This window comes from bacterium (genome assembly GCA_021159335.1).
Taxonomy (GTDB): domain Bacteria; phylum UBP14; class UBA6098; order B30-G16; family B30-G16; genus JAGGRZ01.
Window position 1 is genome coordinate 1 of record JAGGRZ010000133.1, and the last position, 14,158, is coordinate 14,158.

The 14,158-nt window shown below is 43.8% G+C and carries 14 protein-coding genes; 1 reads left to right on the top strand and 13 read right to left on the bottom strand.

The window, feature by feature from the left end:
- The 9 genes from J7J62_07075 to mrdA all read right to left on the bottom strand — a co-directional run.
- The coding region (locus J7J62_07075) for a hypothetical protein (GenBank protein MCD6124916.1) at positions 1 to 1,133 on the bottom strand (1,133 nt) is incomplete at its 3' end.
- A complete protein-coding gene (gene prfA, locus J7J62_07080; protein ID MCD6124917.1) occupies positions 1,130 to 2,218 on the bottom strand; it encodes a peptide chain release factor 1 in 1,089 nt (362 codons plus the stop codon). The genes prfA and J7J62_07075, both read right to left, overlap by 4 nt.
- Positions 2,215 to 3,162 (bottom strand): T9SS type A sorting domain-containing protein, encoded by a 948-nt coding sequence (locus tag J7J62_07085; protein MCD6124918.1) that lies wholly within the window; start codon positions 3,160 to 3,162, stop codon positions 2,215 to 2,217. The genes prfA and J7J62_07085 overlap by 4 nt, the downstream gene beginning before the upstream one ends.
- Before the next feature lie 35 nt (positions 3,163 to 3,197).
- On the bottom strand, positions 3,198 to 3,740 hold the full coding sequence (locus J7J62_07090; GenBank protein MCD6124919.1) for an outer membrane beta-barrel protein: 543 nt from the start codon (positions 3,738 to 3,740) through the stop codon (positions 3,198 to 3,200).
- The gene (gene pdxA, locus J7J62_07095) at positions 3,730 to 4,707 is read right to left on the bottom strand and encodes a 4-hydroxythreonine-4-phosphate dehydrogenase PdxA (GenBank protein MCD6124920.1); all 978 of its coding nucleotides are present in this window, start codon (positions 4,705 to 4,707) and stop codon (positions 3,730 to 3,732) included. Before pdxA ends, J7J62_07090 begins: the two co-directional genes overlap by 11 nt.
- Positions 4,708 to 4,722: 15 nt before the next feature.
- Positions 4,723 to 6,081, bottom strand: coding sequence for a PFL family protein (locus tag J7J62_07100; GenBank protein MCD6124921.1), 1,359 nt, complete (start codon positions 6,079 to 6,081; stop codon positions 4,723 to 4,725).
- Between the two features lie 80 nt (positions 6,082 to 6,161).
- A complete protein-coding gene (locus J7J62_07105; GenBank protein MCD6124922.1) occupies positions 6,162 to 7,508 on the bottom strand; it encodes a phosphoglucosamine mutase in 1,347 nt (448 codons plus the stop codon).
- A 2-nt stretch (positions 7,509 to 7,510) separates the two neighbouring features.
- Positions 7,511 to 8,473: an acetyl-CoA carboxylase carboxyltransferase subunit alpha gene (locus J7J62_07110; GenBank protein MCD6124923.1), complete on the bottom strand. Its 963-nt coding sequence runs from the start codon at positions 8,471 to 8,473 to the stop codon at positions 7,511 to 7,513.
- 108 nt (positions 8,474 to 8,581) lie between these two features.
- On the bottom strand, positions 8,582 to 10,387 hold the full coding sequence (gene mrdA / locus J7J62_07115) for a penicillin-binding protein 2 (GenBank protein MCD6124924.1): 1,806 nt from the start codon (positions 10,385 to 10,387) through the stop codon (positions 8,582 to 8,584).
- A 79-nt stretch (positions 10,388 to 10,466) separates the two neighbouring features.
- Here mrdA and yidD point away from each other — a divergent pair, with 79 nt between their 5' ends.
- Positions 10,467 to 10,739, top strand: a complete 273-nt coding sequence (gene yidD, locus J7J62_07120; protein ID MCD6124925.1) for a membrane protein insertion efficiency factor YidD — start codon at positions 10,467 to 10,469, stop codon at positions 10,737 to 10,739.
- A gap of 27 nt (positions 10,740 to 10,766) precedes the next feature.
- Here yidD and J7J62_07125 read toward each other — a convergent pair whose 3' ends face one another.
- Genes J7J62_07125 through J7J62_07140 form a run of 4 tightly spaced genes read right to left on the bottom strand, consistent with a single transcriptional unit; the run spans position 10,767 to position 14,138 of the window.
- Positions 10,767 to 11,450, bottom strand: coding sequence for a hypothetical protein (locus J7J62_07125; protein ID MCD6124926.1), 684 nt, complete (start codon positions 11,448 to 11,450; stop codon positions 10,767 to 10,769).
- A gap of 14 nt (positions 11,451 to 11,464) precedes the next feature.
- The gene (locus J7J62_07130; protein ID MCD6124927.1) at positions 11,465 to 12,580 is read right to left on the bottom strand and encodes a Na/Pi symporter; all 1,116 of its coding nucleotides are present in this window, start codon (positions 12,578 to 12,580) and stop codon (positions 11,465 to 11,467) included.
- A 23-nt stretch (positions 12,581 to 12,603) separates the two neighbouring features.
- On the bottom strand, positions 12,604 to 13,161 hold the full coding sequence (locus tag J7J62_07135) for an outer membrane beta-barrel protein (protein ID MCD6124928.1): 558 nt from the start codon (positions 13,159 to 13,161) through the stop codon (positions 12,604 to 12,606).
- Positions 13,158 to 14,138: an FAD:protein FMN transferase gene (locus J7J62_07140; GenBank protein MCD6124929.1), complete on the bottom strand. Its 981-nt coding sequence runs from the start codon at positions 14,136 to 14,138 to the stop codon at positions 13,158 to 13,160. Before J7J62_07140 ends, J7J62_07135 begins: the two co-directional genes overlap by 4 nt.
- Positions 14,139 to 14,158: the final 20 nt, after the last annotated feature.

Consider the following 14,158-nt stretch of genomic DNA (forward strand, 5'->3'; position numbering starts at 1 on the left):
TAGCAGCTTACCCCCTCGGGGTGAAGATGAGTGGGCTCGCCGAACGCTATCACGGGCGCATTGGTGACATCCATAAGGCATACCTCGACCACTCCTGTGTAGCCTCTTGACGGTATATCGGTGTGCATTGTCATAACGCCGAATCTTCGCCAGCCTATGTGTTTTCCTGGTGGCACTATCCAGAATGTTCCGGGGTCGCCGTAGCGGACTGTGTCGATGAATGTGTCGCCTGTGATGGTTTCGAAGCGGATTATGAACCAGGCTGAAGTGGAGTCAAGAGCAAGATAAAATTTATACGCGCTTTCTCCAAACAATGCTATATCTACAGATATTCTGGATGTTAACCCATCTCGGAGAATAGAGTCAGTTGACGGGAAATAATCCAATTTGTATCTCGGTGCTCTCGACCACTGGAAAAGATACAATGAACTATCTATCACAGGCTCTGAGCATAATCCACTATCGTTGCAGAATGGTGAAACAACAAAATTCAAGCATCCATAGCCATCTCTCGGAAAAAGAAAAAATGTATCCATATAATAAGCTCCAAAATATAAATCCCATATTCCTGATGATATATTGACCAAATGAACATTGGTGCTTAAATCACAATACGGTTCATCATATGTTTTAAGCGATTCACAGATAATCGATGTGTCGGATGGGAATATAAGTGTATCGCAGGATAAAAGAACAGTATCCCAAATACAATCTGTTAATGAATAAATCAGATGTGGGCTATCAATATATCCAGAATAAACATAATAATGATATATAGGGTTTTTATTTAAGCTTATCACAGGATTACATGGGCAGAAATACGGTGTATCCGTTGTATCGCACAATAATATTGTGTCTATTATAGACCCAGTTATGAGCCCAAATCTTAATGGTAAATTGTATATTGAATCGGCTAATGTATCAGTTATCCTTACTCTCCCTATTTCGACGAGTGGGTTCAGAGGCTGGGAAAGAAACTTTATATTTGCATAATAAGATGTATCTCCCCCTTCAACTATCATTGTTGCATGTAATAAAACTGTGTCCAGTGATTTCGGATATAATATTTCTACTTTTGGTTGAGCGAAAGAAATAACAAACAACAAATACAAAATTAATTTCTTATATATCATAAATTTCCTCCTTTACTCTCCAAAACCCTCTCCGCCCATGCTGCTTGAAGCGCTTCAAAAAGCTCGTCCAGCTCGCCCTCCATAACCGCATCAAGATTATACGCAGTATATCCTATTCGATGGTCGGTTATACGATTTTGAGGAAAATTATATGTTCTTATTTTCTCCGAACGGTCACCCGTCCCTATCTGAAGTTTTCTCTTTTGATCAATCTCCTGCTCAACTTCCTTCCTCTTTAATTCAGCAAGTTTTGATGCCAGAATTCGCATGGCAAGCGAGCGATTTTTATGCTGAGAGCGTTCTGCCTGGCATGTCACAACAATCCCTGTCGGTATATGTGTTATCCTGACAGCTGTCTCAACTTTATTCACATGTTGACCACCTGCACCAGATGCTCTAAAAGTATCAATTTTTATATCGTCGGGATTTATCTCTATCTCTTCGACCGACATTTCCGGCAGAACGGCCACGGACGCAGCCGAGGTATGTATTCGACCACCCGATTCGGTTATTGGAATCCTTTGAACTCTATGTACTCCCGATTCAAAACGCAATAATCTATATGCATCATCTCCGCGAACTATATATATTATTTCTTTATATCCTCCAAGGTCAGTTTCATTTTTATCTATAACTTCAATCTCCCACCCTTTTTTCTCCGCATATTTTGAATACATTTTAAATAGGTCAGCAGCGAAAAGAGCAGCTTCCTCGCCACCCGTTCCCGCTCTTATCTCCATTATTACCGCCCTTCCAAAATTGGGGTCAGGCGGTGAAAGTAACGCAAGTATCTTGGATTTAAGCGTTTCTGCCTCTTTCCTGAGTTCAGCTAACTCATCACTGGCTAATTTTGCTAACTCATCGTCAGAGGAATTTATGATTTTTTCGTCCTCATCAATCTGCTGCAACACCTCTTTGTAGTTCTCTCGCAACTTCAAAAGCTCGCTAAGACGTTTATATTCACGATTAAGCTTTCTATATTTTTCTATATCAGATATAATTTCCCGCTTGGAAAGTAGTTTTTCAAGTTCCCCAATTTTCTCCTCAAGGTTTGATAAAATATTTATCAAGTCATCGTTTCTCATTTTATAACGCAAAACTTTATACTTTTGATCCCGCCAGCATACTTCAACCTTGCGATATACATACCAGATTTTCTAATGAAGTTTACTTTAACCTCACCACGACCAAAAACTGGGCATTCATAAATCATATTTCCGGAAACATCAAATATACCCAATTCACCCGTTCCGTTTATATTGTATACAATCCTACTATTAGCGTTAAACGGATTAGGCGAACAATAAAACTCTATCCTATCAGGAATCTGCGTTTCCTCCACTCCAGGAATCCTTATCACAAATATATTTATACTATCAGAGAACCGTCCACCACCACCTACGAATATAAACGGTCCCCATTCGCCCAGATATGTTCCCATAGGTTCCATCCTCGGGAATGAATCCGGTATATTGTTCCCATTAAGGTCGTCATAAGCGACAAGAATTTTTAACCCCGACTTCGATATGACATCATATTCAGCACTTCGAATGTTATATACAGTCTCGACCACAAAAGTCCGCGCAGAAAAGTCAAAAGTATAAATATTTAATTTTAAACTATCATAAGATCCCATATATCTTATGTGTCCCCTTATATGACCAATCGTATCGAGCTCAACATCAATCCCCGTGGCAACACCGCCTGTAGTATATACATCATCAGGATACATACCCATAGGGTCGCCTGACCTAAGTATCAATCCCCGCCGTTTCGCGCCGAAAACTATATATCCTCTTCCATCTACTATAGAATCACTATTTAGCGTATAACTTCCGGGTAGCAAAAGCACCGTCATAGGTATGTCAGTTATCGATATAGAACCCGCTAACAACTGAAGAAGCATAGTACGAGTCATTGCAGCAACAAAATAACTTCCGACCCCGCCATGAGGATATATAAGTCTTCCAGAAATCGTGCCGCCAAGCGCTAAACTAAACAAAGCAAATATTATAATAAATCGTTTCATAGCTCACCCCCAAAATATAATTTCGCCGAAATCGTCTAAAAGCTCGTTTCCCAATTGCCCTGAACACCACCGCCAAAGCTGAATCCGCCCGATCGCGGATCAGTAATGTCCGAAAGTATATATTTTACGCTTAATGACATGGAAAATCCCGTCGTGGGTCTGAACTCAAAACCTCCCAACGCCTGAACACCCACAGTAGCCGATTGTTCATCGCCCCATTTCTTAAGATATGCCCCAATACCACCGCCTACAAAGGGGTCGAAGACACCCTTGCCAAAAGGATGAAACTCGCCGTTAATCTGAATCGGGATTAATGTAGTAGTTCTGCCTTCTTCGTTGTATTGCGTCCATCCAGCCGAGAATTCGGCAGCAAACCTATCAGACACTCTGTATTTTGCTGTAACCTCGAAAAGCATGGTCGTAATAGATGTTCCTGGTGGATTGTAAAGCGAAACTCTGGCGCCAACCTTAAGATTCCTGTCTTTAGTCCGGCTCCTCCTGCTTGAGGCATAAGAAAAATCCATGCTAAATGTCACAATCGCCACCAAAACAAAAGCTGTCAATGCGCTATTTCTCATAATTCCTCCTCTCAATTAATTTCTTAGCGAAAAAAGCCGCGTAACGCAACGCATTAATGAAACTAAGCGGATTTGCTATACCTTTTCCCGCAATGTCCATAGCGGTGCCATGGTCAGGGCTCGTTCTCACGAACGGCAACCCAAGGGTAAGATTAACTCCATAATAAAACCCCAATGTTTTTAGCGGAATCAACCCCTGGTCATGATACATAGCAAGATAAGCATCAAATCGCCGTCGCTGAACCGCAAGAAATGCTGTATCCGGAACAAGAGGACCAACAACTCTTATCCCAATATTCGATGCGGCATCCAAAGCCTTCTTGATTGTCTCCTCCTCCTTGCCGAATTCACCAGCTTCTCCAGCGTGGGGATTAAGCCCAAGAACGCCTATTACAGGTTCCTTCACCCCGAAAAAACTAACTAAGCCATGATTAATCCTTATTATGTGCCCCAGTATTCTTTCTTCATCGATATATGAAACAACTTCAGAAAGCGGAACATGGGTTGAAACCAATCCAACTCTTATTCTTTGGTCAAAGAGCAACATCGTTACTCTCGAATCAAAACTTTGTGCGAGCATTTCCGTGTGCCCGCTAAACTTCTCACCGCATAGCGTTATGGCTTTTTTCGACACAGGCGCAGTAACCAGCGCTTCACCGTGCCCATTCTTAATAAGTTCCATCGCCTTAAGTAGACTCATAAAAGACGCTTTTCCGCAAACATCATTGACAACACCCACCGGATACTCAACTTCTTCTGCAGCGGAAACAAAATCAATCTCACCGCGATCCAACTTTTCCAGAAATTTCTTTGCCCAATAAAACCTATCCGCAAGCTTGACGAAGGGGCTTATAGCACCGACCAAAAATATCCTTGTGCCTGATGGGATGTATCTCGAAAGCGTTTTCGCAATAATTTCTGGACCTATACCCGCAGGGTCACCCATTGTAACAAGAATCTCTATCATCACACGATTTTTCTGCTAATTGTGGAAAGAAGTTATCGGAGGCGGGATTCTTCCACCCCTTTGCACAAAAACGGTGCTCTTGAATTCATGAACTTCCTGGACTATAGCCTTGCCAAGCAGGCCTCCATAGTCAACTATATCACCTGGTTTCGCACCCTCAATAGGTATTATTCTTACAGCTTCTGTTTTATCGTTTATTATTCCTATCATAAGCTCATCCGCTATTATTGCTGCTATTGTTTCCTCCGGGGTATCGCCCGGTATTGCCACCATATCGAGCCCCACGGAGCACGCAGCGGTCATAGCTTCAAGTTTATCCAGCGACAAAGCGCCAGCGGCTACAGCGCGAACCATTCCAGAATCCTCGCTTACAGGTATAAAAGTGCCGGACAACCCACCCACCATTGAAGTCGCCATGACTCCGCCTTTCTTTACGGCATCCGTGAGCATGGCTACTGCCGCTGTTGTGCCATGAGTTCCCGTTTTCTCAAGTCCCATAGCCTCAAGAATTTCGGCAACGCTATCGCCTATAGCTGGGGTCGGTGCTAACGAAACATCAACTATACCAAAACTAACGCCCAATTTCTCTGCAACCATTTTACCTATAAGTGCACCTGCTCTCGTTATTTTGAAAGCGACTCTTTTTATGGTCTCATACAGGGTTTGAAGGTCAGCCTCAGGTCCAAGCGCCTTAACAGCCTCAAGAACCACCCCAGGACCGCTTATACCCACATTAAGCGCCGCTTCAGGCTCGCCAACACCATGAAATGCACCCGCAATAAATGGATTGTCCTCCGGAACATTAGCGAAAACGACCAGTCTCGCACATCCTATTCCACGGTCAGTGCGTCTTGCAACCTCTTTTATTATCCTCGCCATCTGACGAGTAGCATCCATGTTAAGTCCTGCATGAGTCGAACCCAATGAAACACAACTGCAAACCCTTTGTGTGGTCGATATAGCCTCGGGAATGGTTTCAATAAAAGCTTCCTCAGCCTTTGTCGCCCCCTTGTGAACGAGCGCACCGTATCCGCCAATAAAATCTATTCCTATCTCTTCGCCAGCCTTGTCAAGCATGTGCGCCGCATAGGTGAAATCATTAGGGTTCCCACCAGCAAGAACGAGCGAGAGAGGCGTGGTTGCTATACGCTTATTTATTATAGGTATGCCGAACTTCATCTGGATATCATCAGTAACTTTAACGAAGTCGTGGGCAATGCGCATCACTTTATCGTAGATTTTCTGCGCGGTAGTCTTAACATCCCCCGTAGCACAATCCCAGAGCGAAATGCCAAGTGTAGTGGTCCTTATGTCGAAATGCGCTACTTCGGACGAATGAATAGTCTCAAGTATTTCCTCAAGCGTATAATTCATAAGACATTTACACAAATTGAAATTAAAACCCAAAAAAGACTATGTCAACTGGTGTTCGCAATAGCTCGTCATTTTTAGTCTCAGCTCCTCGAATGTTTCTCAACAATTTTCTTAGCCTCAAAAACAATCCTCTTGGCTTCGCTTTCCTCAGTTGATTCTGCAATAATTCTCACCACAGGCTCCGTATTGGATTGCCTCACATGTAAAAAACCATGCTCTAATCCAAGCCATACGCCATCATCAAAATTTTCGGTTTTATGAGGGAATCGATTGACAATCTCGTCGCACACCCTTTTGAAATCTCCGCTAAAGGCTACTTTTGACTTTACCATAAACATTCTTGGCAGCGATGATACTATTTCGGAAAGTCTTTTGCCAGTTCTTGCAAGCAATGATAAAACTAATGCCACAGCTGTAAGGCTGTCACGCACCGGATGAACATCCAAAACTATAACTCCACCGTTTCCTTCGCCGCCTATCTTTGCTCCCAGCTCAAGCATTTTTTTCGACCCCCAGAATTCACCTACAGGAGCCCTATGAACCCTTACGCCAAACTTGCCAGAAAGCCAGTCTATAAGCGTTGAAGTCGATAGATTAACCACGATATCCGACCGCTCGTTTTCCAAAAATTGCCACGCTGCAAGCACCAGAGTTAGCTCCTCGCTCAGCGGAACACCTTTTTCGTCCACTAAGGTTAGACGGTCACCATCAGGGTCGGTGGCAAATCCAATGTCCGCACCAACTGTTCTGACGAGCTCAGAAAGCTGCGAAAGATTTTCCGGTTTGGGCTCCGGATCGTGGAGAAAAACACCATCCATAGCAGTCCCCACTGCTACCACCTTGGCTCCGAACCTCGAAAGCAGCTCAAGCACCGCTTTCGGTGCAACACCACCAACACCATCATAAGCGACGAAAAACTCACGCGCCCGTATAGCATCCACATCTACATATGGCAATCCCAAGACCTTTTCAATGTGCTTCTCGACGCAATCCTCGCATCGAGCCAATTTTCCCACATGTTCATAATCCGCAAATTCTACTTTGCCACCATGCTCACTGATTCCGCTCCAGAATTCCATCGGCAGATATAAACCGTTTGAGTCAAAAAGTTTTAGAGCATTCCATTCGGGTGGATTATGCGACGCCGTTATAGCAATCCCGCCACAAGCTTTGCTATGCTTTACGCATAACGCCAAAGTCGGAGTGGGAAGCAACCCACAATCAACGACATCAAAGCCAGTAAGCATTAGATAACCAGCTACAAAATTTTTTATTGCTTCTCCCGATGGTCTCGTGTCGCGCCCCAAGAGGATTTTGCCTTTGGAAACAAAATTCGCGTAAGCACGAAGAACGCTTTCCAAAACATCAGGTGTTAGCGACTCGCCGACAATACCTCTTGCCCCCGATATCGATAGCTTGAGGGTCAATATCAAACCTCCTCATAAACACCCATCTTGCGGTATTTCGCTATTCTCCTTTTGACGAGCTCCTCAGGTGGGATTTTGGTAAGTTTATCGAGCCATTTAAGTATTGCGGATTTAACCACCTGGGCGATAGCATCGTAATCAGAATGTGCGCCACCAGGTGGTTCAGGTATTATCTCGTCTATAACCCCGAGTTCAAGCAGGTCAGGTGCTGTGACTTTAAGCGTTTCAGCTGATTGGGGTGCTGCCTTGGCATCCCTGAAAAGAATCGCTGCACACCCCTCAGGAGAAATAACCGAATACCAGGCGTTCTCAAGCATAAGAATAACATCACCAACACCTATCCCCAAAGCGCCACCAGAAGCGCCCTCCCCTATTATCACTATCACTATAGGGGTTCTAAGACGAGCCATCTCTCTTATATTGCGCGCTATAGCCTCAGCCTGTCCACGCTCCTCCGCACCTATACCAGGATATGCGCCAGGAGTATCTATAAATATTACAACCGGTAGACTGAATTTCTCCCCAAGTTTCATTATTCTTAGAGCTTTTCTATAGCCTTCTGGGTGCATCATTCCGAAGTTGCGCTTTATGTTCTCGCTGGCATCATGACCCTTTTGCTGTCCGATAACGACTACTTTGTAGCTTCCGATAGTGGCAAAACCAGTAACTACAGCTGGGTCATCGCGGAAATTCCTATCACCGTGAAGTTCTATAAAATTTACTGCTATACGCTCAAGATAATCGAGGGTGTACGGCCTTTTGGGGTGGCGAGCCACCATGACCCGCTGCCAGCGGGTAAGTTTGCTGTAAATTTCGGCTTTAAGTTTATTAAGCTTTAGCTCGAGGGACTTTATCTCATTATCAAGATTCACACCCTCCCTCGAGGATATCGATTTCATCTCCTCAATTTTTTTCTGAAGCTCTATAATCGGTCGCTCAAAATCTAATGAGAATTCTCCTGCCATAGTTCTCCCCGAAATTTATTTCAGATTAATAAACTAAAAAATTGGTATTGCGCAAGTTTTTTTGCCCGAAACAAAGCCTGATGCCTGCCGATAAAACAAAAGAGGGCTTTACTGTGCTTGATTCTCAAACTTCCAGTAATGGAAGTAATAATCGAAAAACTCTCTTGCCAAGAATGCCCATGAACCCCCTGAACCACCGCTTTCAACGAAGACTACGACCAATATTTCCGGCTGCCTTGCATCAGCGAACGCCACGAACCACGCATGGTCGGCGCCATGAGGATTTTGCGCGGTTCCCGTTTTACCTGCAACAAGTATGTCATCCATGTGAGCGCCATAACCAGTTGCCCACTCCTCGTTGCAAGTGCGTATCATGCCATCTATGACGGTGTTTATGGCATCCTGCGAAAATGGCAACCTGCCGCGGATAACAGATGGTATCTCAATACGGTGGCGCAATTTAGGTTCTATGTACTTTACTATTTTTGGCTTCCAAACTATGCCCCTGTTGGCTATGGCAGCAAAAAACTGAGCTACCTGAAGTGGTGTAGCCAAAAATTCCCCCTGCCCGATTATAAGATTTAAGAGGACTCCTCTTCCCCAGCCGCGACGTCCAAAGCGCCAGTTGTAATAGTCTCTGTTTGGCACAAGCCCTGAAGCTTCGAAGGGCAACTCTATGCCCGTTGGCTGTCCAAAGAAGCATTTTGTGGTATAATCGTACCACTTATCAAGCCCAAGCTTTATCGCAATCTGATAGAAATAAATGTCACACGACTGGGCTATAGCCTCAAGCATATTGAGATAACCGTGTCCGAATGTGTTCCAGCAGAAAAAGTATCTATCGCCGTACCTCATAGCTCCCCTGCACGGTTGGGGCATTATTGAGCTCGCATTTGCTATTCCCTCGTCAACGGCGGCTGCTGCTGCAAGAATTTTCATGGGTGACGCGGGCGGGTAAAGTCCCTGATACCACCTGCAAAGCATTGGATGTGTCACGGGGTCGTTAAGTCGTGCCCATGTTGATTCAGCAATAGGTTTCGTGAAAATGGTCTGGTCAAAATCGGGTTTGGAGACTGCCGCTAAAATCTCGCCGTTATTAGGGTCCATAACGATAAATGCTCCCTCAGGCGCAACTGCAAAAATAGATTCTGCCGCCATCTGAAGCTTGGCATCTATGGTAAGCACGAGGTCGGCACCATTTTGAGGCGGTATGTCCCTGAAATCTTTTATCGGACCTATTATCTCACCAGTAGCGCTTACCTCAATAAACTTTGCTCCATCCCGTCCACGAAGCAGGTTGTCAAAATACCTTTCAACACCTTGCTTGCCAACCATATCACCCGCTTTAAGCCCCTCCTTGTACCTTTCCCTGAGCTCAGGAGCACTTATCTCCCCCACATAGCCAATAATGTGCGGTGCAAATTTCCCTAACGGATAATCTCTTACTGGTTCAACCTGGCTAATAACGCCGGGAAACTTATCTGGATGCTCAACAACCTGACTAACGATGGAAAAATCCACCCGACGCTTTATTGGAACCGGCAGATAGCCCGGAATCTTATTTTTTTCGTACTTTTGCCAGATAACCTCTTCAGGGACATCTATCAGACTTGACAACCTGCGCACATACTCACTATCAGGAAGAAACTCGGCTGGGATTATTGAGATTGTGTATGTAGGCTTGTTTCTGACAATAAGAACACCGTTCCTATCGTATATCTTCCCTCGCGCCGAATGTGAAGGAACCACTCTAACACGGTTCTTCTCCGAAAGCGTGTAGTAGTAATTATGTTCTATTATCTGAAGTTTGATCAACCTCACCACGATGATTAACGAGAAGGCAACCACAAAGGCAAAAAGGAGCTTTGCGTAATTCTCTTTTAAAACTGTGCTCGTTTTACTGACAGATTTCATACCAACTATCATATCCTTGCATTCCTCTGCGGTCAAGAGTTGATTTTTCCTGATAACTTGCTATAATTCAAATGTGAGAATTAAATTTTTAAATGAAATAGCGGTGCTCCTAATAAAGCTTTACCGTGTCACCATTTCGCGTCTGTTCCCTTATACATGCAGGTTTGAACCCACATGTTCACATTACGCTGAAACCTCAATAAAAAGATTCGGGATCTTTTGGGGCAGCATAATAAGCATGTGGAGAATATTGCGATGCAATCCCTTTTCGCGAGGCGGGATTGACCCAGTCCCGCAAAATCTTGACGAGTGGCGTGAAAAATTTTTCGTCAAAAGAAAAAGCAGGTCTTAGAAACCCCTCCCAAAATCCCCGAAAATACTAATCGTTAACGGAATTAGGGGATTTATATCCTATCCTATCAAATGGGTTAACAACCGAACTCGCAACATTTTTTATGTGTGCGCTCGTCCTCTTGAAATACCTTGCCGCCAGCGCGGATAATACGCTACCGCTTATGCCAAGTTCTTTGTAGGCTTGAGGGTTCTTTATGAGCCATGCGATTATCGATTCGCATTCATCGGAATTGCGCTTGTGTTGCTCCATAACTTTTTTTGCAAGCTCAATGTCAGCATTAGAGAATGAAGTTATCATGTCATCAAACATAGTGGACACTGCGGTCTTAAGCTCCCTTAATTTCGCTGATATGTCGCCCTCGCCGAGAGGTTTTCCATAAAGCCCGTAGAGTTCAAAGAAGTTCTTGGCGTAATCACCTATCCTCTCGAGGTCAACAGTTATCGTCGTCAAAACCAATGCTGCGGTAATATCCTGTCTTGGGGAAACTGAGAGGTGCTCGAGAACTTTTCTTCGTATTTCTATCTCGAACTTATTAATCTGCTTATCCATGTCGTATACCTGCTGCCCATCTATGGAAGCTCCCGTAAAAAGAGGCTCTATAGCGTAATGGTAGATCTCCTTGGTGAGCTCCATCATGTTTTGTGTATCCCTTAAAGCTTGGTGTAGAAGGTCCTCTTTCCGCCAAAGTTCAAGAAATTTCCTGAACATAGATTTACTCCTTTTTAAGTAATATAAATAAGAAAAATTGGTATCGCAAAAAATATTATCACCACATAAACTATGGCAACCCACCTCCGCCTGTACACTACCTCGCCAAGCCATTTGGCAGCGCTTATAGGAACTTTTCTTAGCGGATACCAAAGAAGCGTTCCCGATATATTGAAAAGCAAGTGAACAAATGCTATAGTTATCGCTGCTGGACGCTGAGTAACCAAAGATGCCAGAATAGCAGTGAATGTTGTCCCGATGTTGGCTCCGAGCGTATATGGGAAAATTTGCTCAACGCTGAGAATACCTGCGCCCAAAAGAGGAATAGCTAATGATGTTACTACAGAGCTTGACTGGATTATGGCAGTTATAACCAAACCAAGTAAGAGGCTTCTTATAGGAGTAACGAAAAGATAATTGTGCAACATGACCTCGACCTTGCCTATTATGAGGCTTTTCATCAGATTAACAAGGCGGGCGAGCGAAAGGAATAGTATAATAAGCGCTACCACAAGAAGCACAATTCCCAGAACAACCCCGCTACCTATTAGTCCGTGGAAAAATTCGAAAATAATGTGAACCAAAGGTTTTACTACTATTTTAAGCGGGCTCGTTGCTTTGAAACCACCAACTCCTGAAAATATTTTTTGAAGGAAGGTCGCGGAATGCTCAAGATAATGCGTCCAAACTTCAAGAGGCAGGAAAACAGCAACTGACAGTAAATTAAAAATATCATGAACTACAGCGCCAGAAAATGCTCTTCTGAACTCTACAGGTCTTGTAAAATGCCCCAAGGAAACTATAGTATTTGTTACAGTAGTCCCAATGTTTGCTCCCATAACTATTGGGATCGCGTGTCTCACGGTCAATGTTCCCGCAGCAACCATACCCACTACTATCGAAGTGGTAGCGGACGAGCTTTGAATTATACTCGTTGCAAGAATCCCTATTAAAAGACCTGCTACAGGATTAGCAGTCGTCTGAAGCAATGTTTCGGCAAAGCCTCGCCCAAGAGATTTGAAGGAATGTCCCAGAAGCTCAATGCTAAGGAGAAACAAATAAAGAAATATCAGAAGAAGCAATATTCTTAGCCAAACAGGACGCTTATCCGAATCCGAGGAACTGTCCATTTCAGCCTCTGCTCCCAAAGTTGCTACTTACCCGTCTTAAGATACATTGAAACATACAATCCGAAAGAACTAACATCGGAAATGTTAACTTTAAATCTTGCCTCAAGATTCATTTTAGGATTAAGGAAATAAGTAGTACCCGCATCGATGTGAAGTTCTGGTTTGGTGCTCTTTTCAGGTACCTTGTCTATATTCTCGGGATAGGTCTTTTTATACATATTTATTCCAAAGCCACCACCAAGGAACGGCGTGAATTTCCCCATCTCAACGGCATATTTCAATGTGAAAAAGATAGCAAAATCTCTTTTCCTCTCCTTCTCCCATGCTTTTGCGCCCCGTTGAGCAAACCAGTACTCAAGACCGCCATCAACTATTATGTTTTGTCCAAGTTTCGCCCAATCGAACCACAATCCAAAACCCGGTGCAAGACCGTATTCACTCGTCAAATACAACAACCCCGCCTTGACACCAACCCCCGTTATCCCTACTTCAGCCTTTATCTCGTCTTCAAACTCTCCCTGAGCCCATATGAAACTAAAAAACAGCAATAATATCGAGATTAATATGTAAATCTTTTTCACAGTTCACCCTCCCTGCTTGCGAACCTGACTATCCTCGTTCCATATAACGATGAAACGACCTTTTTCCCCACCTCCTCAAAAAGGATTACTTCGCAGCCTACTCTTTTTGCAACATCATCGCAATCGCTTCCTATTACCACCGCCGCCGTTGAAAGAGCATCGGCATCAATCCCATCAACACATATAGCGGTAGCCGCTATAGCTCCAGAAGCTGGATATCCTGTCATCGGGTCAAATATATGGTGATACCTTTTCCCGTCAACAATAAAAAATTGCTCGTAATCGCCCGCTGATGCGCAACTCATTCCCGATGGCAACTCGAATACTTTTATTATGCCTTTACCTCTGGGATTGCTTATACCTATTTTGTATGTGCCACCATCCCGACGCCAAACTCTCAAATTTCTCCCAGCATCAATAATGAATCCCCTTATGTCCTTGCGCTCACGAACTATGGGCAAAAGTTCATGGTATATTCTGTCAACCACCCAACCCTTGGCATATGCCGAAAGGTCTATGACTGGACGACCATGAAGCACCATCACTGTTTCCGATATGCACTTAACATAGCATGTTTCTATGTACGAAAGCGCGGAATCGATTTTGTATTTATCTGGTATGTATTTGCCTTTTTTCCCGATACCCCACAACTTTACAAGTGGACCTATTAGCGGCGTGAGTTTCGAGTGAGTAAGCTTTTTCCATCGCAAAGCTTCGCAAATAAGCTTGGCAAGATTACTATCGACCACAACAGTTTCCTCTATTTCGCGATTAAGTTTGTATAAAGCCGAATTCCTGTCGTAAAAGTCGGTGAGAGAATCCCAGTATGCATATGTCCTTTTTACTGTGTCGAAAAGCTTATCAGGGGGTCTTTGAGTAGCATAAAACTTTATTCCCACCACAGTTCCAAAATAAACCCACTCCCTCGAATAAACTTTCTCCCCCTTCGAACAACCTTGGGAAAGAAATGCTAACATTAATAATACAATAGCAATCG

Coding starts and splice junctions, on each gene's coding strand:
- prfA (MCD6124917.1), bottom strand. CDS start 2,218: ATGAGAAACGATGACTTGATAAATATTTTATCAAACCTTGAGGAGAAA.
- J7J62_07085 (MCD6124918.1), bottom strand. CDS start 3,162: ATGAAACGATTTATTATAATATTTGCTTTGTTTAGTTTAGCGCTTGGC.
- J7J62_07090 (MCD6124919.1), bottom strand. CDS start 3,740: ATGAGAAATAGCGCATTGACAGCTTTTGTTTTGGTGGCGATTGTGACA.
- pdxA (MCD6124920.1), bottom strand. CDS start 4,707: ATGATAGAGATTCTTGTTACAATGGGTGACCCTGCGGGTATAGGTCCA.
- J7J62_07100 (MCD6124921.1), bottom strand. CDS start 6,081: ATGAATTATACGCTTGAGGAAATACTTGAGACTATTCATTCGTCCGAA.
- J7J62_07110 (MCD6124923.1), bottom strand. CDS start 8,473: ATGGCAGGAGAATTCTCATTAGATTTTGAGCGACCGATTATAGAGCTT.
- mrdA (MCD6124924.1), bottom strand. CDS start 10,387: ATGAAATCTGTCAGTAAAACGAGCACAGTTTTAAAAGAGAATTACGCA.
- J7J62_07125 (MCD6124926.1), bottom strand. CDS start 11,450: ATGTTCAGGAAATTTCTTGAACTTTGGCGGAAAGAGGACCTTCTACAC.
- J7J62_07130 (MCD6124927.1), bottom strand. CDS start 12,580: ATGGACAGTTCCTCGGATTCGGATAAGCGTCCTGTTTGGCTAAGAATA.
- J7J62_07140 (MCD6124929.1), bottom strand. CDS start 14,138: ATGTTAGCATTTCTTTCCCAAGGTTGTTCGAAGGGGGAGAAAGTTTAT.